The sequence below is a fragment of the Pseudomonas sp. CCI4.2 genome (assembly GCF_034350045.1).
GTDB lineage: Bacteria > Pseudomonadota > Gammaproteobacteria > Pseudomonadales > Pseudomonadaceae > Aquipseudomonas.
Map to the genome: position 1 here is coordinate 2,192,336 of NZ_CP133781.1, position 21,746 is coordinate 2,214,081.

17 protein-coding genes are annotated in these 21,746 nt (G+C 56.7%); 10 read left to right on the forward strand and 7 right to left on the reverse strand.

What is annotated here, in order from left to right; genetic code table 11:
• Positions 1–207 precede the first annotated feature (207 nt).
• Complete coding sequence (locus RHM65_RS09915; RefSeq protein WP_416195124.1) at positions 208–4,077, reverse strand: EAL domain-containing protein; 3,870 nt, start codon at positions 4,075–4,077, stop codon at positions 208–210.
• A gap of 385 nt (positions 4,078–4,462) precedes the next feature.
• On the opposite strand from RHM65_RS09915, the gene ettA reads away from it, so the two are divergent.
• Positions 4,463–6,127 carry an energy-dependent translational throttle protein EttA gene (gene ettA, locus RHM65_RS09920; RefSeq protein WP_322166143.1) on the forward strand — a complete coding sequence of 555 codons (1,665 nt, stop codon included), beginning with the start codon at positions 4,463–4,465 and terminating at the stop codon, positions 6,125–6,127.
• A gap of 80 nt (positions 6,128–6,207) precedes the next feature.
• Here the strand turns inward: ettA and RHM65_RS09925 are convergent, their stop codons facing one another.
• From RHM65_RS09925 to RHM65_RS09935, 3 genes are all read right to left on the reverse strand, one after another.
• The gene (locus tag RHM65_RS09925) at positions 6,208–6,705 is read right to left on the reverse strand and encodes a GreA/GreB family elongation factor (protein ID WP_322166142.1); all 498 of its coding nucleotides are present in this window, start codon (positions 6,703–6,705) and stop codon (positions 6,208–6,210) included.
• 517 nt (positions 6,706–7,222) lie between these two features.
• Positions 7,223–9,088, reverse strand: a complete 1,866-nt coding sequence (locus tag RHM65_RS09930) for a DUF4105 domain-containing protein (protein ID WP_322184845.1) — start codon at positions 9,086–9,088, stop codon at positions 7,223–7,225.
• 87 nt (positions 9,089–9,175) lie between these two features.
• Positions 9,176–9,664 carry a DUF3015 domain-containing protein gene (locus RHM65_RS09935; RefSeq protein WP_322166140.1) on the reverse strand — a complete coding sequence of 163 codons (489 nt, stop codon included), beginning with the start codon at positions 9,662–9,664 and terminating at the stop codon, positions 9,176–9,178.
• A gap of 280 nt (positions 9,665–9,944) precedes the next feature.
• On the opposite strand from RHM65_RS09935, the gene RHM65_RS09940 reads away from it, so the two are divergent.
• The gene (locus RHM65_RS09940; RefSeq protein ID WP_322184847.1) at positions 9,945–12,398 is read left to right on the forward strand and encodes a Lon protease family protein; all 2,454 of its coding nucleotides are present in this window, start codon (positions 9,945–9,947) and stop codon (positions 12,396–12,398) included.
• 168 nt (positions 12,399–12,566) lie between these two features.
• Positions 12,567–12,896, forward strand: a complete 330-nt coding sequence (locus RHM65_RS09945) for a hypothetical protein (RefSeq protein ID WP_322166138.1) — start codon at positions 12,567–12,569, stop codon at positions 12,894–12,896.
• A gap of 19 nt (positions 12,897–12,915) precedes the next feature.
• On the opposite strand, the gene RHM65_RS09950 is transcribed toward RHM65_RS09945, so the two are convergent.
• Positions 12,916–14,793: a hypothetical protein gene (locus tag RHM65_RS09950; protein ID WP_322184849.1), complete on the reverse strand. Its 1,878-nt coding sequence runs from the start codon at positions 14,791–14,793 to the stop codon at positions 12,916–12,918.
• A 249-nt stretch (positions 14,794–15,042) separates the two neighbouring features.
• Here RHM65_RS09950 and RHM65_RS09955 point away from each other — a divergent pair, with 249 nt between their 5' ends.
• Positions 15,043–15,348, forward strand: coding sequence for a DUF6482 family protein (locus tag RHM65_RS09955; protein ID WP_322166136.1), 306 nt, complete (start codon positions 15,043–15,045; stop codon positions 15,346–15,348).
• Positions 15,349–15,441: 93 nt separating this feature from the next.
• A complete protein-coding gene (locus RHM65_RS09960; protein ID WP_322166135.1) occupies positions 15,442–16,059 on the forward strand; it encodes an FKBP-type peptidyl-prolyl cis-trans isomerase in 618 nt (205 codons plus the stop codon).
• Between the two features lie 88 nt (positions 16,060–16,147).
• Here the strand turns inward: RHM65_RS09960 and RHM65_RS09965 are convergent, their stop codons facing one another.
• Both RHM65_RS09965 and RHM65_RS09970 read right to left on the reverse strand, forming a co-directional pair.
• Entirely contained in the window at positions 16,148–16,390 is a 243-nt protein-coding gene (locus RHM65_RS09965) for a hypothetical protein (RefSeq protein WP_322166134.1), read from the reverse strand.
• A gap of 251 nt (positions 16,391–16,641) precedes the next feature.
• Positions 16,642–17,610: a polyprenyl synthetase family protein gene (locus tag RHM65_RS09970; RefSeq protein ID WP_322184851.1), complete on the reverse strand. Its 969-nt coding sequence runs from the start codon at positions 17,608–17,610 to the stop codon at positions 16,642–16,644.
• A 238-nt stretch (positions 17,611–17,848) separates the two neighbouring features.
• Between RHM65_RS09970 and rplU the strand changes: the two genes are divergently transcribed.
• From rplU to RHM65_RS09995, 5 genes are all read left to right on the forward strand, one after another.
• Positions 17,849–18,160, forward strand: coding sequence for a 50S ribosomal protein L21 (gene rplU / locus RHM65_RS09975; protein WP_322166132.1), 312 nt, complete (start codon positions 17,849–17,851; stop codon positions 18,158–18,160).
• 34 nt (positions 18,161–18,194) lie between these two features.
• Positions 18,195–18,479 (forward strand): 50S ribosomal protein L27, encoded by a 285-nt coding sequence (rpmA, locus tag RHM65_RS09980; protein ID WP_297836646.1) that lies wholly within the window; start codon positions 18,195–18,197, stop codon positions 18,477–18,479.
• A gap of 213 nt (positions 18,480–18,692) precedes the next feature.
• A complete protein-coding gene (gene cgtA, locus RHM65_RS09985) occupies positions 18,693–19,916 on the forward strand; it encodes an Obg family GTPase CgtA (RefSeq protein WP_322166131.1) in 1,224 nt (407 codons plus the stop codon).
• An 88-nt stretch (positions 19,917–20,004) separates the two neighbouring features.
• The gene (gene proB, locus RHM65_RS09990) at positions 20,005–21,123 is read left to right on the forward strand and encodes a glutamate 5-kinase (RefSeq protein ID WP_322171154.1); all 1,119 of its coding nucleotides are present in this window, start codon (positions 20,005–20,007) and stop codon (positions 21,121–21,123) included.
• Positions 21,124–21,151: 28 nt separating this feature from the next.
• On the forward strand, positions 21,152–21,625 hold the full coding sequence (locus tag RHM65_RS09995) for a CreA family protein (protein ID WP_322166130.1): 474 nt from the start codon (positions 21,152–21,154) through the stop codon (positions 21,623–21,625).
• Positions 21,626–21,746: the final 121 nt, after the last annotated feature.

Below are 21,746 nucleotides of genomic sequence, written 5' to 3' on the forward strand. Positions count from 1 at the left end.
GTCCTCATGGATCGGGGCAGTAGAAAAGAGGCCGCATTCTAACCCATAGGGTTTTATCTGGCATATGAAAGGGAATCATGTGCAGGACAAGCGGCGTTCACGCAGGACAAGACCTAACTCTCTGGAGCCAACTTGTTGGCGAAGCGACCTCGCTCACACACTGCGCCAGGCATCTCGCCACTACACGTTGGCTCTACAGGGCTGCCTTCAATCCAGCATAAACAACGCGTCGTTGCTGAATTGCGCTTCAAAGCGGGCGGGGGGCATTGGGCGGCCGAACAGGTAACCCTGAACTTCGTCACAGCCGTGCTCGCGCAAGAACTCAAGTTGCTCATGAGTTTCCACACCCTCGGCAATGACCGCCAGGTTCAGGCTGTGGGCCATGGCGATGATCGCTCGGGCGATTTGCGCGTCCTGTTCGCCCGATGGCAAACCGTCAACGAAGGAACGGTCGATTTTCAGCACGTCGATGGGGAACTGCTTAAGGTAGTTCAGCGATGAATAACCAGTGCCGAAGTCATCAATCGCGATGCTCAGGCCCAGTTGTTTCAGGCCATCAAGAATAAGCATGGCCTCGTTGACTTCACGCATCAGAATGCTTTCCGTCAGCTCCAGTTCCAGGCAAGCAGGTGGCAGGCCGCTTTCGCTGAGGATGGCGGCGATGCGGGTGCCTAACTGGCCGTCGCCGAATTGCCGGGCTGAAATGTTGACCGATACCTTGGGTACGCGAACGTTAGCTTGATGCCATTCCTTGAGCTGACGGCAGGCTTCGGTCAGCACCCAATCGCCGACCTCGACCACCAGCCCCAGCTCTTCAAGCACCGGTATGAACTCAACGGGCGGCACCAGGCCGCGACGCGGATGACGCCAGCGCAGCAGGGCTTCAGCCCCGGTCAGACGCTTACCGTCGCCACTGAACTGCGGCTGGTAATAAAGCGTGAATTCTTGCTGTTCGAGGGCATGCCGCAGGTCGCTTTCCAGTTCCAAACGCTCAAGGGCGCTGGCGTTCATGTCCGCCTGATAGAACTGGAAGTTGTTCTTGCCCCGTTCTTTGGCGTGGTACATGGCGGTGTCAGCGTTTTTCATCAACTGACTCAGCTCATTGCCGTCCTGCGGGCTAAGAGCAATGCCGATACTGGCAGTGACGAAAAACTCGCGGCCTTCCAGCACAAACGGCCTGACCAAGCTGGCGAGAATCTGTTCGGCGACATGGATCGCACGATTCAGCGCGATCTGCCGAGTCGCGCCCGGTTGCAGCAGCAACGTGAACTCATCTCCGCCCATGCGCGCCACTGTGTCGTCGTCCGCGACGCAACCCAGCAGGCGTGTCGCCATCTCTTTGAGCATGCGATCGCCGGCCGCATGACCCAATGAGTCGTTTATCGGTTTGAAACGGTCAAGGTCGAGGAACATCAATACAACCCACGCTTGCTGGCGCTCGGCCTGTTGCAGGGCGGTGTGCAGACGGTCCTGAAATAGCGTGCGGTTGGGCAAATGAGTCAGGGCGTCGTAATACGCCAGACGATGGATGCGTTGTTCACTGGCCTTGCGCTCACTGATGTCACTGAAGAAGCACACGTAGCTGGCAAGATCGCCTTCGTCGTCGAACACGGCGGTGATGCCGACCCACGCCGGGTAATGCTCGCCACTGCGGCGCTTGAGCCAGACTTCGCCTTCCCAACTGCCGCGTTGATGCAGTTGTTTGAGAATGTAGCGCAGGTGCGCTTCTTGCTGATCATCGACGGTCAGCATGGTGGGCAGTTGATCGAGCACCTGCGCTACGGCATAACCGCTGACCCGACTGAAAGCGTCGTTGGCCTGAACGATATAACCGGCGGGGTCGGTGATCAGGATGGCCGATGTAGAGTGTTCGAACACCGTGGCGGCCATGCGCAGGTCTTTTTCCGCGCGGCGTTGCTGGCTGATATCCCGGCCTACACCGAGAATGCCTTCGAACAGGCCGTGCTCATCCCACACCAAGATCAAGCGCAGCTCAATCGGCACCTTGCGTCCATCGCCGCGCAAGCAATCAAACAGGAACAGCTGTGTTGGCAGCTCCGCGCGCAGGACCGCGAGTTCATCGAGTTTGCCAAGGGATTTGGCCAGCCGGTCGAGCAGCGTGTACATACCGACCAGTTGTTGGGGGTTGGCAATGATCGACTGCCAGCCGTTATCGAGAATCCATTCGGCGCTGTAGCCCAAGACCGTCTGCACCGATGGACTGACGTAGTTGGGTTTCAAGTTGCTATCGGTGGAGAAAATCACGTCACTGATGCTTTCGGCGAGCATCCGGTAGCGCTGCTCACTGTCGCGCAAGGATTCACTGGCTTCGAGCTGCTCGGTGATGTCCTTGGCCAGGCCAATGATCCGCGTAACGTTATTGTCCTTGTCCCACGCGAGCGCTTGTTCACGTACGTCGAAGCGGCGCCATTGGTTGGTGGTGTCGCGAAAGCGCAGTTGGCAATGCAACAGCTCGACGTTGCCGTTTTGCCGCTGCTGAGTGCGCATGTTGTGGTAATACGCGGCATCGTCCGGGTGCAACAGGATTTCCCAGAAATACTCGCCCATCTGCTGCAGCTCGGTTTTGCTGTACCCCAGCGTCTTTCCGAGATGATGGTTGCTGTAGATCATCCGTTGACTGGGCCGGTCCTGCACGTACAAGTGATCCGGAACCGTGTGCACGACGTCGGACCAAAACCGTTCGCGTTCGATCAACGACAACTCGACGCGTTTGCGGCTGGTGATATCGCTGATGCTAAGGATCACCGACAGGTAGTCTGCCGGTTCCGCTGGTAGGCGCATGGTCAGCCACAGGTGTTGATCGTCGCCTTGGGGGTTGGCAACGCGGATCTCCAATTCCAGCCGGCTCTGTTTGCTCAGCACTGCGCGAATCAGTTGCAGGCCAATTCCCGGCAGGCTGTCGGTTTCATCTTTGAACAGTTGGACCCATGCCTGTGAGCTGGACTCGACATGCAGCAGGTCCAAAGCCACTTCGTTGACTTCAGTGATCCGCAGTTGCTGCAGCAGCTCATGGCAGCTCTGGGGATCGGTGGTCAACAAAAGGTCCAGATCGGCAGCGCTTTTCAATTGCAACTGTTCAATCTGGAGCGAAAGGCCTGACAAATTCAGCACGCAAAGCGCGACGTCGGTGCCGTCGAATATGTCGTGATAACGGCGCTGACTTTCGTAAAGCTGGCGTTGCCGGCGACGCAAGCTGGTCAGTGCCAATAACGGTATCAGCGAGCACAATAATCCGATCAGGCATTTGATCAGTAAGGGGGGAATCAAGGCTTGGCGTACGCTACTGGCATCGAATAGACCACGTAATGCCCAATCACCGTTGGTCAGCGGCGACAGCAAAACGGTCTGAATGTCGCTTTGGCTGGTGGCGTCAGGGCTGGCGCTGGCCGCCGCGGCCGCACTGGCTTCGTCACGGTAGATAACGTGCCGGGTAGACGCCGTTTCCAATTGCCACTTGGGCTGAAAGTCTTGGGCGGCTTGCTGGGTCAACGTGGCTAAAATATCCGGCGACAGGCGCAACGCCCAATAGCCTTTTGTCACGTCGCCCGGCTGACGGACCAGGAGATAAATCTGAGCGCCATCGGTGGCGTTCGAAAAATAATAAGGTCGGTCTTTAATACGCTGGGTCAGTTGTGCAAGCAATGCAGCGTCATCTGATGGCGCAATGCCCCGGCTGTCCTTCAGTACTTCCCCGGTGGCGTTCAACCACGCTGCGCTACGCAAAGAAGGTAAGGTCGAGCGCAGGTTGTCCAGCAATTGCGCCTGTTGTTTAACAGACGAAGTTTGTTGTTTTTGGTCGTCCAGAAGGTTCAGCATGACCTGCGCGGTGAGCGCCATGTTCAGGCTCAAACGATCGGCCAGCAACGTGCTGTAGTCGAGGCTACGCTGTCGCTGTCGGTCTTGGGTTTGCTGGAATTGATCAAGCAGCTGCCATAAAAGCAACACGAGCATCAGCAGCACCAACGCTGCCAGTGCACCTTTCAATGAGCCACGCAAAGCTGCCGTGGGCTCGCCGAGAGGAGGGCGTATCGAAGAAGTAGTTATTGGTGTGGACAAACGTTAATCCTGACGACTGGACTGAAGCAGCGAATGCGAAATGCACTATAAGCTGGACGCCCAAAGGGCGCATAGCATGCTCTGAAGTGTGGCTAAGTGCCAGTCTCATTAGGCTCAGTGGTTTGCCCTGTCGTACGCATTCGCGTAACTTTGCCTGACGTGTGTCTAGCCCAATTCCCACAATAGCGATTCCACTGCAAGCAAATATTGATCCAGATCCAGTAGTAATCAGGTCGGCAATCGGCCGCTTGGGGGGATACTGTTTTGTTTAGGGCTGCATTGTGTCTGGCGGCAACGGCCGTAGATAAATAAACTTCAATCGCTTTTGTCGAGGCTCGCGCTAAGCTCGCACTCTATTCATCGTCACACATCGGGTTTTCTTTCCATGGCTCAATACGTCTTTACCATGCATCGGCTGAGCAAAGTTGTGCCGCCGAAGCGGGAAATTCTAAAAAACATCTCCCTGTCATTTTTCCCAGGCGCCAAAATCGGCGTGCTGGGCCTAAACGGTTCGGGTAAGTCCACACTGTTGAAAATCATGGCCGGCGTCGACACCGAGTTCGACGGTGAAGCGCGTCCGATGCCAGAGCTCAACATTGGTTATCTGCCTCAAGAACCTCAGCTGGACCCCACCAAAACAGTGCGTGAAGTGGTGGAAGAGGCTGTTAGCGTGATCAAAAACGCGCAGGCACGTCTGGATGAGGTCTACGCCGAATACGCCGACCCTGATGCCGACTTCGATAAATTGGCGGCAGAACAGGCCAAGCTCGAAGCTATTTTGCAGGCCAGCGATGGGCACAACCTTGAGCGCCAGCTGGAGGTCGCCGGCGATGCACTGCGTCTACCGGCTTGGGACGCGAAAATCGAGTTTCTGTCCGGCGGTGAGAAACGCCGTGTCGCGCTGTGCCGTTTGCTGCTGTCGGCGCCCGACATGTTACTGCTCGACGAACCGACCAACCACTTGGACGCCGACTCCGTGGCGTGGTTGGAGCATTTTCTGCACGATTTCCCGGGCACTGTGGTTGCGATCACGCACGACCGGTACTTCCTCGACAACGTGGCCGGCTGGATTCTAGAACTCGACCGCGGTGCAGGTATTCCTTACGAGGGTAACTATTCGGGTTGGCTTGAAGCTAAGTCGGACCGTTTGGCCCAGGAATCCAAGCAGCAGTCGGCCCATGAAAAGGCCATGAAAGACGAGCTGGAATGGGTCCGTAAAGGCGCCAAAGCGCGTCAGTCGAAATCCAAGGCTCGTCTGCAGCGCTTCGAAGAAATGCAATCGCAGGAATTCCAGAAGCGCAGCGAGACCAACGAAATCTATATCCCTGCCGGCCCCCGTCTGGGCGACAAGGTCATCGAATTCAAAAACGTCAGCAAAGGCTATGGCGATCGCGTGTTGATCGACAACTTGTCGTTTGCCATGCCCAAAGGCGCCATCGTTGGCGTAATCGGCGGCAATGGCGCGGGTAAATCAACGCTGTTCCGGATGTTGATGGGCAAGGAAACGCCAGACTCGGGCACCATCGAAGTCGGCGATACCGTGCAATTGGCATGCGTCGATCAGAGTCGAGATGATCTGGACGGCAAGAAAACCGTGTGGGAAATGGTCTCCGACGGTTCCGATCAGATCCGCATCGGCAACTATGAAATTCCGTCGCGTACCTACGTGGGCCGTTTCAACTTCAAGGGCGGCGATCAGCAGAAGTTCGTTAAAGACTTGTCCGGTGGTGAGCGCGGTCGTCTGCACTTGGCGTTGACCCTTAAAGAGGGCGCCAATGTCTTGCTGCTCGACGAACCGTCCAACGACCTTGACGTGGAAACCTTGCGTTCACTTGAAGAAGCACTGCTCGACTTCCCAGGCGCTGCCATTGTGATCTCTCACGATCGGTGGTTCCTGGACCGCGTTGCGACTCATATCCTCGCCTACGAAGATGACTCGCAAGCGATCTTCTTTGAAGGTAACTACACCGAGTACGAAGCCGACCGCAAAAAGCGCCTCGGCGATTCAGCTTCCCAGCCGCACCGGGTGCGTCACAAGAAGTTGGCGTGATTTAGGCCATTTCACCAACCGCTGGCTCCTACAGGGATCGCACACGCTGTAGGAGCCAACGGTTGGTGAGCTTTTGGCCTTCAAGCATCCTTCTCAATCCGCAAAACCTCAATCAATTGATCCCCCGCCGGGCGCTTCCACAGGACCTCGTCGCCTACCGCTGCGCCGACTAATGCGCGGCCCAATGGCGACCCCCAATTGATCAACCCACTGCCTGCTTGCGCTTGGTCTTCGCCGACCAGTTGCACGCGCTGTTCGGTGTTGTCTTCATCCGCGAACGTTACCCAACTGCCGATTTGCACCTTGTCAGTCGAGTTCGCCGCAGCGACGACCTGAGCGCTTTGCAGGCGTTGATTGAAGTAACGCAGGTCACGTTCGATATCGGCCTGGCGTTGTTTGTCAGCCTGATCTCCCCGGGAGGATTGCTCAGTGTATTGCGCCTGCAACTGCGCAACTCGCGCGTGTAGTTGCTCAAGGCCGGCAGCGGTCACGTAGTTGGGTTGTTCACTGACTCGCCGCTCCACCGGCTGGTCGGCTTGGGCGGCAGCGTTATCTTCATTGACGAAAGCGCGGCTCATGGCGATTTCTCCCGTGTACTTGAACTGTTAGAGCTAACTTGTTGGCGAGGCGGCTGGGTGTGGTAAATCAGATAAGCCGCCTCGCGAACAAGTTCACTCTTATAAAACTACTTTTAGGCTCGGTCTTCCCTCACTCCGGCGTTGCTCCGGGCGTCGCCGTGAGCGGCCATCCTTGGCCGCGCACGGCTGCGTTCGGCCGCATGGTTTCACGGGGCCTCTTTGCGTAATTTGATATTCAATTCACCGGCGATCTATAGGCGGGCGACTATCTGTAAGAGCCAACGTGTTGGCGAAGGTCCTTCGGACCTATCGCAGCCTTCGGCAGCTACAGAATCTGTGCATCGCCAACATCTGTGGGACCGAATTTATTCGGGAAGGCTTCAGTCCTGACACCCTGCAACCTCAAACCACACAAAGTGCCACACAGTTTGCTGCGCGACAGCGCGGCGTCGAAGACGTGGCAGACTCTCCTACAGACTTTCGGCTCCGCGTGCGATGCATTCAGCTCGAGCACCGCTCAATAGTGATACCACTTCACTTCCAACATCACTTCGTTTACCGGTGACGTCAATTGGCTGAATTCCCGTTGAGCGGACAGGCGTAGGCCGAGGTTGCGTGACAGCTCCCATTGCTGATTCAGGCTCAGGTTGCGGCGCACTTCGCCATTGGTGAAGTAATCACTTTTGGCTTCAAGGCTCAGGTTACCCAGCGGATTGCGCCAGAGCAGGCCGCTGTCAAAGCCGGCTGCCGGGGACACGAGGGCTGAAAAGTCGGTGTTGTGTTCAACCCTTACCGTCCCCAGCGCAAAACCGAGCAGCTCGTCGCCTAATTGCCAGGTGCCGCCCGCGCCGCCATTGACATGGCTAACCAGTCTTTCTGAATCATGCTTGCCCAGTACCCGTTCGAGACCGCCCGTGACTTGCCAGGACCAAGGCTTGAGCAGTTCGGTGCGCGGCGTCAGGGAGCGGATGGTGGCGACGTCGAGCTGTTGCACTTGCCAATGGTTACCTTCGTACTGGCGCAGCTTGAGTTGCAGAATCTCGATCTGTGCCCCCAGTGGAAAACCATACGCGTTGTCGTTGAGGTCGTGATACGCCATGCGCAGGCCATATTCGGCGTAGGCTTTGTCGCCACGGCTCCCCGCTCCCAGTTGCCAGGTGCGGGATTCATGGCCGTCTTCTGGCAGTCCTGGGCGGGCAATGTCCAGCGGTGGTGGTGGGTTCTGGCTGATTGCACGCAGCAGGTCGAAACTGCGTTGCGAGCGCTCGGAGTCGCGTTCCTGTCCATTGGCGCGGTAACGTTCGAGGCGGTAGGCGGCGTCTTGAATCAACGCCCGGCGCTCTTTCGGTAGAAGCCGATAATCGCGGTTCTGTAGCTGTTTCTGGTCGGCGCTGACGTTCAGCACCCATTGCTGCTCCTCGTCATTTAACGGTGCTGCCCGGTTGAGCAACTCACGCTCACGGGATGGGCGGTAGTCGATCTTCTCGACCAGTGCGGCCTGTTTCACCGCGCGCACGGTGTCAGTGGGGATCGCCGTCAGCGGGAACAGTTTGGTCAGCTCAAGGCCCGGGCGTGCGACCTGGAGCAATTCCAGCAAACGGTAGGAACAGTTTTCGTCGAAGAAAAAATAACCGAAGCGAATCTGCTTGAGTTCCCAAACGTGCTCCACCATTCGCCCGGTTTCTTCAGGCGTCAGGTTGAGCCGGTACTCCCATAAATCACGGTTTTCCAGACTGCGGTATTCAGAGAGCTTTTCCTGATACGGCACCAGCGCGAACAGGCCGGGATAACCGCCCATCAAGCCTTTCCAAGCGTAAAGAATGCTGTTGTCCATCCCTTCGATGTAGGCGCCGAAGTTGATGGCGTAACTCAGCAGGGCCGTGTGGTCTTTCTGTACATCGGCCTGATCGATTCGCAGCAGGGTATGGCCGAACATCGACGAGGGACTGTTCAAATACGCCGCCGGGAAAATCAACACGGTGCTGTCCGGGGCTACGCTGCTGTACCACTGTTTGAAATCCGTGCAGTCCACGGCAGGCAAGTCGGTCAGGTGTAATTGATCACGAAGAAAGTGCGTGCGTGCCGGGTAAACGCATTGCGCATGGGCGTTTTGTCTCGCTGGGTCATTGCTCGCGGGCTTGTAGATCGCATCGAGGGTCGCGCGCAATTCCGCCGCAGGGTCATGGGCACCATTGGCCGCAAGAAAGAACGTGGGATCGTCAACGTAGCTGCGCCACCCGCCCAGTTTTGCAGTGACGTAATGACCCAGGGAAATCCAAAGGGGTGTGTTTGCTAGTTGCTGCAAGCGATCATTGTCGATAGGGGGCGCGGCATACAGCGGGGCGCAGACAAAGAGCGCCACAAAAACAATGCGTTTGGGCATAGACGGCAACTAGTCAGGATTAAGGATCACGGGTGTTGCGTTGTATCGAAGGCCTGCCCCTTTAACCGAGGGGCAGGTGAACGAACCTTAAGCCTGAGTCGCATATTTGGCCAGAACAGGATCGTTTTTCAACACTGCCAAGGTGTTGGTGTGAACATCATCGGCGGTGGTGTCAGCCTTGCTGAAAATCTGCTGGAAGTGCTCATGGGTGACTGCGGCGAAATGCGCACGGTCTTGCGGTGCAACGCCCAGCACCACCGCGTAGGTGGTCAATGCCTCGCCCTGGCCGACGGCCATGTCTTTAGAGAGTTCGTCCATCATGCCATTCATGGCAATCCAGGACTTGCCGCCGTAAGTCAGGGCGGCGTTAGTTGCGCACCCGTTAGTGCCAGAGGTCATGCCGAAAGTGGCATTACCCGACGACCCGTTAGTGGTCGACGCAAGGAAGTGCGCCGGCGTACCGCGCTGGCCCTCAAACAGCATGTTGCCCCAGCCACAGTCCGGGCCACCGGGTGCCTGAGCCATTGCGTTGAGAGATACCACGGTGAAAAGAGTACCGAGAAGAATCCGTTTCATAGCTTTATTCTCTTTTATGTTCATACCAAGGGTCGGGTTCCTGGCATATAAGGGCACCAGGGCTAGCCAGTTTTATTATGACCAGCTGCGCAATTTGGAGTTTAGGCACGATCCAAGGGTTCCGTGATTTATTGCAAATTGTTATCTGAAAAGTAGCTTTTGTCTCACGCGGACGGGGTCGCGACCCGGCGAAAAATATTCAGTTTCGGCGCGCCTTGCCAGCCGGGTGCGGCGAGCGCCAGAATGCCCCCATCTGCCCCGCCTGATGTAAGGATGACCGATGCCCGATACTGTTGCTGCTAGCCTGCGTCTTGCGCCCGAAGCGCTGACACGTCCTTTTTCCGCCGAACAGTTCAGCTTCACGACGACCAATGATCTGGAACCCTTTCGCGGTGTGCTCGGCCAGGAGCGAGCAGTCGAAGCCCTGCAGTTTGGCGTGGCCATGCCGCGCCCCGGTTACAACGTATTTGTCATGGGCGAACCTGGCACCGGTCGGTTCTCGTTTGTTAAGCGCTACCTCAAGGCTGAGGGCAAGCGCATGCAAACCCCTCCGGATTGGGTGTACGTCAATAACTTCGACGAGCCCCGCGAGCCGCGTGCGCTGGAATTGCCGTCTGGCAGCGCCGGGGCCTTTATCGCTGACATCAATGGCTTGATTGATAACCTGCTGGCAACCTTTCCGGCAGTGTTCGAACACCCTTCTTATCAGCAGAAAAAAAGCGCCATCGACCGAGCGTTCAACCAGCGTTACGACAAAGCGCTGGACGTAATCGAGCGTTTGGCGCTGGAAAAGGACATTGCCCTTTACCGTGACAGCACCAACATCGCTTTCACGCCGATGAGCGATGGCAAGGCGTTGGACGAGGCAGAATTTTCACAGCTACCGGAAGTTGACCGCGACCGCTTTCACGATGATATTTCCAGCCTCGAAGAGCGTCTCAACGAAGAGTTGGCCAGCTTGCCGCAATGGAAGCGTGAATCCAGCAACCTGATGCGCCACCTGAACGAAGAAACCATCACCTTGGCCTTACAGCCATTGTTGGCGCCGTTGTCGCAGAAATACGCCGAAAATGCCGGGGTCTGCGCGTACTTGCAGGCCGTGCAGGTGTACCTGTTGAGGACAGTGGTCGAGCAATTGGTCGACGACAGCAAAACCGACGCCGAGGCGCGTAAATTGCTCGAAGAGCAATACTGCCCGAGCCTGGTGGTGGGTCATCCGACCAACGCCGGCGCGCCAATTGTCTTTGAGCCACACCCGACGTACGACAACTTGTTTGGCCGCATCGAATACAGCACCGATCAAGGCGCGCTCTACACCACCTACCGTCAACTGCGTCCCGGCGCCTTGCACCGAGCCAACGGCGGTTTTCTGGTGCTTGAAGCGGAAAAAATGCTCAGTGAACCGTTTGTGTGGGACGCCCTGAAACGCGCCCTGCAATCACGCAAGCTGAAAATGGAATCGCCGCTGGGCGAGCTGGGTCGTCTGGCGACCGTGACATTGACTCCGCAGGTTATCCCGCTGCAGGTCAAGGTCATTATCATCGGTGCGCGTTCGCTGTATTACACGCTGCAGGACCTGGATCCAGACTTCCAGGAAATGTTCCGGGTACTGGTGGATTTCGATGAAGACATCCCGATGGTCGACGAAAGCCTGGAGCAGTTCGCCCAGTTGCTGAAAACCCGAACCTCGGAAGAAGGCATGGCGCCGTTGACCGCTGATGCGGTCGCGCGTTTGGCGACTTACAGTGCACGACTGGCCGAGCACCAAGGGCGCTTGTCGGCGCGTATCGGTGACTTGTTCCAGTTGGTCAGTGAAGCGGATTTCATTCGCCAACTGGCCAATGATGACAAAACCGACGCCGGGCATATCGAGCGGGCGCTCAAGGCCAAAGCGACCCGCACCGGTCGGGTGTCGGCGCGGATTCTCGACGACATGCTTGCCGGGATCATCCTCATTGATACCGATGGTGCTGCCGTGGGCAAGTGCAATGGGTTAACCGTGTTGGAAGTTGGCGACTCGGCCTTTGGCGTACCCGCGCGGATTTCAGCCACGGTCTATCCCGGTGGCAGTGGCATTGTCGACATTGAGCGCGAGGTGAATCTTGGTCAGCCGATTCACTCCAAGGGCGTGATGATCCTCACCGGTTACCTGGGCAGCCGTTACGCGCAAGAATTCCCGCTGGCGATCTCCGCGAGCATCGCGCTGGAACAGTCCTACGGGTATGTGGACGGGGACAGCGCGTCGCTCGGCGAAGCGTGCACCTTGATCTCCGCGTTGTCGAAAACGCCGCTCAAGCAGTGTTTCGCGATCACTGGCTCAATCAATCAATTCGGCGAAGTGCAGGCCGTGGGTGGGGTCAACGAGAAAATCGAGGGGTTCTTCCGGCTCTGCGAAGCCAGGGGCCTGACAGGCGACCACGGCGCCATCATTCCTCAAGCCAACGTCACCACCCTGATGCTTGATGAGCGGGTGCTTCAGGCTGTGCGGAACGGACAATTCCACATTTACGCCGTGCGCCAAGCTGACGAAGCATTGAGCTTGTTGGTAGGCGAACCCGCCGGAGCACCGAACGAAAAAGGCCAGTTTCCTGAAGGCAGCGTCAATGCTCGAGTGGTCGAGCGCTTGCGCGATATCGCCGAAATGCTCAGTGATGAAGACTTCAAGGAAGAGTTGGAAAAAGAACCGGCGCAGTTGCAGCCAGAGCTGAAAGCCTTGGCCAAGAAGAAGAAATAAACGGCAGGGCGCCGATGGGCAGAAATGACCATTCGGCGCCCCGTTGTTTTCCAGGCTTTTAGAATTCGACTTTTCTTCTATTCTGGAGAGACACACAGTTGTCAAAAGGATTGACGCGCGCCTCCCTGGTTTTGAGGCGTGAATACTGTAGCCAACAAGGAGCTCGCCATGTCGCGCAGCCTCTGCCTGACCCGCCAATGCCTGGGCTTAACGACCCGTATCGAATGTGTGATTCGCCCGCTCTCCGGGGATAACGGCATGTGGACCTTGCTGTTCGCCGCTGGTATGTCTGGCGAACAACCCTCCGCACTCAAAGCCCAAGGTCCGTTTCATGGCCCGCTGGCCGCCGAATCCGTATTGATGGCCATCGCTGAAAGCCTTGCCTTGCATGGATATCAAGTGGCTGAAGACGTGCCCATTTGGCAATTGCACCTGCAAGGCGAGCTGCGCCGTATTAATGGCGACAGCTCGCGTTGTCAGCGCTCATCACCGTTCTGAGTCGTAACGGCGTCGAGGTCTACTCGTCGTCGTCATCAGGTGTGGTCGGGGTATTCTGATTCAGCTGTTCAAGGCTGGCAGCATTCGGCTTGTCCAATTTTACCTGGAAGTTGTAATCGACACGCTTAAGGTCCGTGCGCTGGTAGGCTTCCAGGCTGGTCGGCTGACCGTAGAAGTAATGCACGTCGAACACATTTTCGCTGTACTGCGACGCTTGATGACTCACCGCGAGGATTTCCTTGAGGTACTTTCCCGAGTTGTCTTTTGCATAAAAACGCCATGTGTCAGTCGGGAATGCCGCCTGATCGATCACCAGTGCATTGCCTTTCAACGACAAACCTTTGGGCAACTCGGCGACGTCCATGAAGCTTTTTTCGATGTTTGCCAAGAACAGCGGCATCATGCCTTTTGCATAAGCTGGCAGTTGGGGGAATTGGGTCAAGTCGTAGCTGATATCGCCCTGTGCCACGTCGAGCTCGTAGGAGTCGAGCGGTAAGTCGATCTTGCTTCCCGGCTTATCATCGGCGCCTTGTGCGTAGAACGCGATCGGGCTGTCGTCGATGCTCAACGAGGACCCTACTAACTCTTCATTGAAGGTCTGCGGATGGCTGAACTCGATTTTCGCATCTTCCAGGTTTTCTACGTCCTGATGGATGACGATCGACTTCTTGAGTTGCTCCTCATTCATGTCGTAGGTTTTGAGGAAATCCGCCGCCTGATTGTCGTGCACCACGACCGGTAACAGCAGCGGCTGAACCTCTAGGCCAAAGGTGTGCTCATCGAATTGGCGTACCGGAACGCTCAGCTCGGTCTTGCTGATCTTGGTTTGCGAGTAATCCAGTACGCTGACATCGACCTTGTCCACCATCCCGTTGAAATACACCTTGGCGTAGTGGGTTTTTTGCTGGCGGTGGAAGGTGTGCATTTCTGCGTTGAGCTGAGCTTGAAACTCAGGGGTCAGTTGTTTCTGTTCCATCAACGCGTCGAGCTTCTTCTCGTAGAACGTAACTTGGCTAGGGTTCTGCGTGATTCCGCCCGCACGGGTGAGGAACTGCCCGGTTTTGTCTTGGGCCTGGACGACCAACGGGTTGAGTTCCTCGTCGACCAGTTCGTCGGGCAGGTCGGCGCTGTTTTCTATTTCAACTTCTGCGTAATTCTTGTCCAGGCTCACCAACGTGACCGTGATGTTGTCGTCAGCCCGTTTGGCGCCGACATCTTTTTTTGTCAGCTCAAAGCTGCTGACTTTGCGCGGCGTCACGACCTGCAGTTCGCCGATCAGCGTCACTGGGTTTGGCTTGTTTTTCTGGATGGGTGGCAGCGCGTCATCTTTGTACGGGTAGATCAATTCCAGGTCATTGGTCGCGGTTTCGCTATCGGTCGCCGGTACCAACTGGAGTTCGGTAGCTTCTTCTTCGCGGTCTTTGGAGAAAGGAACAACCTTTTGGTTGTCCAGCGTGACCGACTTCCAGTCCACATTGTGTGGGAACGGAAACTCATCAGGTGAGCGGAACGAGAACGGGAATATCGGTTCCAGTGTGGTCAAAAAGTCAGAATCGGAGGTTCTGCGTTGTATGAACAGGCCGTTTATATAGGTATCGGTTACCGCTTGGCTGTCAGGGTAATCCTTGAGCAGCGCCATAACGTCCTCGCCGTATTCCGTTTCTACCGGTTTCGTCTGCATTTCGAGCGCGATCCGCTGAATCATCAGCAGCGAAGCGCCTAGCGTGGTGACGGCTTCCTTCAGCTGCGGGTCTTGAATGGCCTCGACCTTCTTCTCGAGCTGATCAGCTTTCACCTTAAGCGCGGCGAGCTGTTGTTCCTCGGTTTTGTCGAAGCAGCCGCTCAATAGCAAAGAAAACGCCAGCGCGAGGCCGGTAAGCGGGAATCTGGATGCCATTCACGGTGTTCCTGTCAGGTGGTCGCAGCTCAGAAGTGTAAGGCACGGCGCAGAAGTACGAGGCGATATTTTCACTTCGCAGACCGATCAAAGTCTTGCGCACGTAGGCTTGTAACAATCGGCCCTGTTGCGATTGCACCCATTGATATCTCACTCAATAGACCGACGGGCCCACCTCAGGGTTGTCATTTCGCTGTGCTGTACGAAACTTACCTCTCGGACCTTGCACCGCGGCGAAAGGATTACCTTATGAATCTTCAAGAGCTGACCGCTTACGCACACGCTGGACATGTTGATGAATTGAATCTGATCTCGATGGAGGGTGGGATCTATCTACTGCAAGCCCGTATGCAAGGGATGGCGCACCCTCTCAACGACATGAGTGGCAAAACGATGCACCTGCGCTCGGTGGAGCATGCGCGAGACGTGCTGCATACGATGCCGGCCGTGCCGTTCAATCTGGTGCATTCAGTGGTTCACGATGAAATGTGTGGCTTGCGCAATGTCGACGAGCAAACCCTGCGTGTCCCGATTTCCTTCCGCTCTGCGTGGTAGTACCTGTGGATGGGGGGTGCTGCCCAATTGTGCTAGGCTGCTCGGCCTTTTAGTTCGGGGCGTCTTTATGGCGCTCCTCAGCGGAGCAGCGTTATGTCCGAAGTTAATCTGTCCACCGACGAAACCCGCGTCAGCTACGGTATCGGCCGCCAGTTGGGCGACCAACTGCGTGATAATCCGCCACCGGGCATCGACCTGGACGCGATCCTGGCTGGCCTGAATGACGCGTTTCATGGCAAAGAAAGCCGTGTTGACCAAGCGCAAATGGCTGCGAGCTTCAAAGTTATTCGCGAAATCATGCAAGCTGAAGCGGCGACCAAGGCTGAGCAAGCCGCCGGCGCTGGCCTGGCTTATCTTGCTGAGAACAGCAAACGCGAAGGCGTGACCACTCTGCCTTCCGGCCTGCAATTCGAAGTGCTGACCGCGGGCGAGGGCGCTTCGCCGTCCATTGACGACCAGGTTCGTACTCACTACCACGGCACGCTGATCGACGGCACCGTCTTCGACAGCTCTTATGATCGTGGCGAGCCTGCTGAATTTCCGGTCAGCGGCGTCATTGCCGGCTGGACTGAAGCGCTGCAACTGATGAAAGCCGGTAGCAAGTGGCGTTTGCACGTTCCGAGTGAACTGGCTTACGGCGCTCAGGGCGCTGGCAGCATTGCACCACACACTGTTTTGGTATTTGACGTCGAGTTGCTGGACGTACTGTAAGTAGCCCTTCCACGCTGATGATTGCTGAGCGGATCGACCAGATTCGTTCAGCAATCGTGGTTGGAGAGGCTGTTGTCAAACCCCATGTTCAGTGCAGCTCACCGGCAGGTCGTAATGCCCGTGCGTAGCAAAACAGAAACAAATTACGCACCGTTTCCTTCAGTACGCCGGGTTCATTCGAACTTAGGTCCGTGACATCCAGATCGCCCTGATCACGTAATTCACCCAGCGCCTCCTCCCCCAGCACTGCACAGACTTCTCCCGTTTCCCGGTGAAGAATTCGCAGGTACGGATGTGGGCGGTCCAGCCATGCATCGATCAAATAAGTCATGTCTCATCTCCTCTGAGGCTTAATGAGAATAATTCTTATTTCGATAATAGCAAGGGACTATTGGATATTTTGTGGGAAAGACAGCTAGCGGCAGAGCAGCGGAATTTTTCTGTAGCCAACTTGCTGGCGAGGGGCAAATCCTGTGGGAGCGAATTCATTCGCGAAAGCCGCGATGCGGTCTTCCAGACAAACAGCGTCGTCCGATTCCCGAATAAATTCGGTCCTACAGAAAATCACACGTACCGGTGGGATTAGTGCGTACGCGCTACCGCGAATTCACTCAGTTCTATCAATGCGTCGCGGTATTCGCTAGCAGGCAGTACGTCGAGACAGGCAATGGCGCGGACTACGTAGTCACGCGCCAACTGCGCGGTGTAATCCAGGGCGCCCGCATTTTCGACGGCTTCTCGGATGCTTTCGAGGTCTTCAAGGCCTCCTTTCTGGATAGCCTGGCGTACCAGGGCGGCCTGTTCCGGGGTGCCTTCGCGCATGGTGTAGATCAGCGGCAAGGTAGGTTTACCTTCGGCCAAGTCATCACCGACGTTTTTACCCAGGGTTTCAGCGTCGCCGCGATAATCCAGTAGGTCATCGACCAACTGAAACGCTACACCCAGATGGTCGCCAAAGGTGCGCAGGGCTTCGCTTTGCTCAAGTGAGGCTTCGCACAGGGCCGCAGCGCTGTGGGTCGAGGCTTCGAACAGCATGGCTGTCTTGCCGCGAATCACTTCCATGTAGGTTTCTTCGGTGGTGCTGGCGTCACGAATCTTCGACAGCTGCAACACTTCGCCTTCGGCAATCACGCGGGTGGCTTTGGACAGGATTTTCATCACTGGCATCGAGCCTAATTCGACCATCATCTCGAAGGAGCGCGAATATAGGAAGTCACCGACCAAAACGCTGGGAGCGTTGCCCCACAAGGCATTGGCGGTGGAACGGCCACGGCGCATGCCGGACATGTCAACGACGTCGTCGTGCAGCAAGGTCGCGGTGTGCAGGAACTCGATGGTCGCCGCCAGCAGGCGCAGATCGTCACCTTCGCGACCCAGCGCCTTGCCACACAGCAAGACCAATAAAGGACGCAGACGCTTACCGCCAGCCGAGGTAATGTAGTCGCCGATTTTGGACACCAGCGGCACACGCGAAGCCAGCTGCTTCTTGATGATGACGTCAACGGCACTAAAGTCGTCCGCCACCGCGCGGTAGAAAGCTTGGGGTTGCATCAGCGACAGGTGCTCCAGAAGGGTTGCGCGGCATGCTAGGTGCGGGGCCGGAACCTGTCAAGGCATGACGTTTAGGCACTTGCATCGCGTTTGCGCCTTGCGTACAATCGCGCACCCTAACTTTCCTGGGCAGCACCTGCCTTACGCAATTGCAACGGGCCCTCCAGCCCAACGCAGCCATGCCAGCCGATACTCTACTTATAAAGAGCTGGGTGAGCAGGATTAACGGAGAAATACCATGTACGCAGTAATTGTTACCGGTGGCAAGCAGTACAAAGTCGCCCCGGGCGAATACCTGAAGATCGAAAAGCTCGAAATCGCTACCGGCGAATCCGTGACTTTTGATCGTGTTTTGTTGATCGGCGACGGCGAAGAAGTCAACATCGGCGCTCCTGTCGTTGTAGGCGCAACCGTTGTTGCTGAGGTGATCTCCCAAGGTCGCCACGATAAAATCCGCATCATCAAGTTCCGTCGTCGTAAGCACCACATGAAGCGTATGGGCCACCGCCAGTGGTACACCGAGATCAAAATCACCGGTATTCAGGCTTAATTCAGCCTAATCCTCTATTTGGAGTATTGAACTCATGGCACACAAAAAAGCTGGTGGTAGTACCCGTAACGGTCGTGACTCAGAGGCCAAACGCCTTGGCGTCAAGATGTATGGCGGCCAGGCAATCATTCCGGGCAACATCATCGTGCGTCAGCGCGGCACCCAATTCCACGCTGGCTACGGCGTTGGCATGGGTAAAGATCACACCCTGTTCGCGAAAGTGGAAGGCGTGATCAAGTTCCAGGTTAAAGGCGCCTTCGGTCGTCGTTACGTAAGCATCGTTCCGAAGACTGCAGCTGCAGTAGTCGTCGCTGCATAATTACGTAGTTGCTGGAAAAGCCCTGTCTCGCGACGGGGCTTTTTTGTTTGTAGGCGTAGGTGAGTCTCTTGCAAAACTGTTTGTGCGGGCTGTTGTGATGTGGACCTCTGAGGTCGCTGGTTTCTGATCGGTATCGCAACGCTCATTTTTGGCAAGAGTCTTATATTTTTGTACTATTCAGCTCGTCCCTGTGGCGAGAGGCGTGCTTTCAAAATGAAGTTTGTTGATGAAGTTTCGATTCGAGTAAAAGCAGGCGATGGTGGCAACGGATGCATGAGCTTCCGTCGCGAAAAATTTATTGAAAACGGCGGCCCTAACGGCGGTGATGGGGGTGATGGCGGCTCGATCTACATGATCGCCGACGAAAACCTCAACACCCTGGTCGACTACCGTTACACCCGTCACTTTGACGCTGAGCGCGGTTCCAACGGCGGCAGCGCAGACTGCACCGGGAAAAAAGGCGAAGAGATGGTTCTGCGCGTACCGGTAGGCACCACGGTGATCGATGCGGCGACCCAGGAAATCATCGGCGACTTGACCAAGGCGGGCCAGCGTCTGCTGGTAGCGAGCGGCGGCTGGCACGGTCTGGGCAACACCCGTTTCAAATCCAGCACTAACCGAGCGCCACGTCAGACCTCGCCAGGCAAATTCGGCGATCAGCGTGACCTTAAGCTGGAATTGAAAGTGCTGGCGGACGTTGGGTTGCTGGGCTTGCCGAACGCGGGTAAAAGCACGTTTATTCGCTCCGTTTCAGCGGCCAAGCCGAAGGTGGCGGACTATCCGTTCACTACCTTGATCCCGAACCTGGGCGTCGTCAGTGTTGACCGCTGGAAAAGCTTCGTGGTCGCTGACATCCCTGGCTTGATCGAAGGCGCTTCCGACGGCGCGGGCCTGGGCATCCGTTTCCTCAAGCACTTGGCGCGTACGCGTTTGCTGCTGCACCTCGTCGACATGGCGCCGCTGGATGAAACCAGCGCACCTGACGCAGCCGAGGTTATCGTTAACGAGTTGGTCAAGTTCAGCCCGTCACTGGCTGATCGTGATCGCTGGTTGGTGCTGAACAAGTGCGATCAGATCCTCGAAGAAGAGCATGAAGAGCGGGTCAAGGAAATCGTTGACCGTTTGGAGTGGACGGGCCCGGTCTATGTGATCTCGGCTATCTCCAAGCAGGGCACCGAGCAGCTTAGCCGCGACATCATGCGTTACCTCGAAGAGCGTAACCTGCGTATCGTTGAAGACCCTGTCTTCGCCCGTGAACTGGCCGAACTGGATCAGAACATCGAAGACGAAGCGCGCGCTCAGTTGCAAGCGCTGGATGATGCGCGCACCTTGCGCCGCACGGGTGTGAAGAGCGTGCACGACGCCGAAGAAGATGTGTGGGGCGATGACGATGAGGACGATGAAGACGGTCCGGAAATCATTTACGTCCGTGACTGATCGGGTGCAGTAAACTGAACGCCGCTATTATTAGCGGCGTTTTTGTATCTCGAATTAATCAAAATTCTCTGGCTAAGGTTGGAAGATGATGCGCAGCAAAGTGACAGGTGCCCAGCGCTGGGTCGTGAAAATCGGCAGCGCGCTGCTGACGGCTGACGGCAAAGGGCTGGATCGGACGGCAATGGCGGTCTGGGTCAAACAGATGGTGGCGCTGCAAGAAGCGGGCGTCGAACTGATTCTGGTGTCTTCCGGTGCTGTCGCCGCTGGCATGAGTCGTTTGGGTTGGACCGTTCGGCCCAGCGCCATGCACGAGCTGCAGGCTGCGGCCGCCATCGGCCAGATGGGGCTAGTACAGGCGTGGGAATCCAGCTTTGCTGAGCACGGCCGCCATACTGCGCAGATTTTGCTGACTCACGACGACCTGTCCGACCGCAAGCGCTACCTGAACGCTCGTAGCACCTTGCGCACGCTGGTCGACCTGGGCGTAGTCCCGGTGATCAACGAAAACGACACCGTGGTCACCGACGAGATTCGTTTCGGCGACAACGACACGCTGGCGGCGCTGGTGGCCAATTTAGTCGAAGCTGATTTGTTGGTAATCCTCACGGACCGCGACGGTATGTTCGATGCGGACCCTCGCAATAACCCCAATGCCAAGCTGATTCACGAGGCGCGTGCCGACGATCCGGCGCTGGACGCTGTCGCTGGCGGCACTGGCGGCGCACTGGGTCGTGGCGGCATGCAGACTAAGTTGCGTGCCGCGCGGCTGGCTGCACGTTCGGGCGCGTATACCGTGATTGTCGGCGGGTTGATTGATCGTGTCTTGGCGCGTCTTAAAGAGGGCGAGCAACTGGGCACATTGCTGTCTCCCGAGCGCGAAATGCTCGCGGCACGCAAGCAATGGCTTGCCGGGCATTTGCAAACCCGTGGCACCCTGGTGCTCGACGCGGGCGCGGTTGTGGCGCTGGCGGAGGGTCATCGAAGCTTGTTGCCAGTGGGTGTAAAGCTGGTCCAAGGCAGCTTTCGACGGGGCGAAATGGTGGTGTGTGTCGCTCCGGACGGTCGTGAAGTAGCTCGGGGCTTGAGTAACTACAGTGCGCTGGAAGCACAAAAAATAATTGGCCAGTCTTCTGATGCCATCGTTCGCGTGTTGGGCTACATGGCCGAGCCGGAGCTGGTGCATCGCGACAATTTGATTCTGGTCTGAGTGGCGACGCCTCATTAAGGAAGATGCTATGCGAATCGTATGTGGGTTGTTGGGTGTTTTGTTGGCTGTTCCGTTGCTGGCTTCGGCGGAAGAGATCGGTTCGGTGTCGACGGTGTTCAAGTTTGTCGGCCCGAACGACCGGATTGTGATCGAGGCGTTTGATGATCCCAAGGTCGAAGGCGTGACCTGTTACCTGTCCCGAGCGAAAACGGGCGGAGTGAAAGGTGGTTTGGGTCTTGCTGAAGACCGTGCCGAGGCATCCCTTGCGTGTCGTCAGGTGGGGCCGATCAAGTTTACGGAGCCGTTGAAGGACGGCGACGAGGTGTTTAAGGAGCGCACGTCGCTGGTGTTCAAAACCATGCAAGTGGTTCGTTTCCTCGACAAAAAGCGCAACACCTTGGTGTACCTGGTCTATAGCGACCGAGTCATCGAAGGCAGCCCGCAAAACGCCGTGACCGCGATTCCGATCCTGCCATGGGTGTCTGCTCCGCCAGCGCAATAATCCCCTCAAGTAGATACCGACTTGTTGGCGAGAGGGCCTGAGGTGGCTTGGATGAAGCGCCGCCTCGCCAACAAGTTGGCTCCTACAGGTTTCTTCTGGGCAATAAAAAACCGACCCTAGG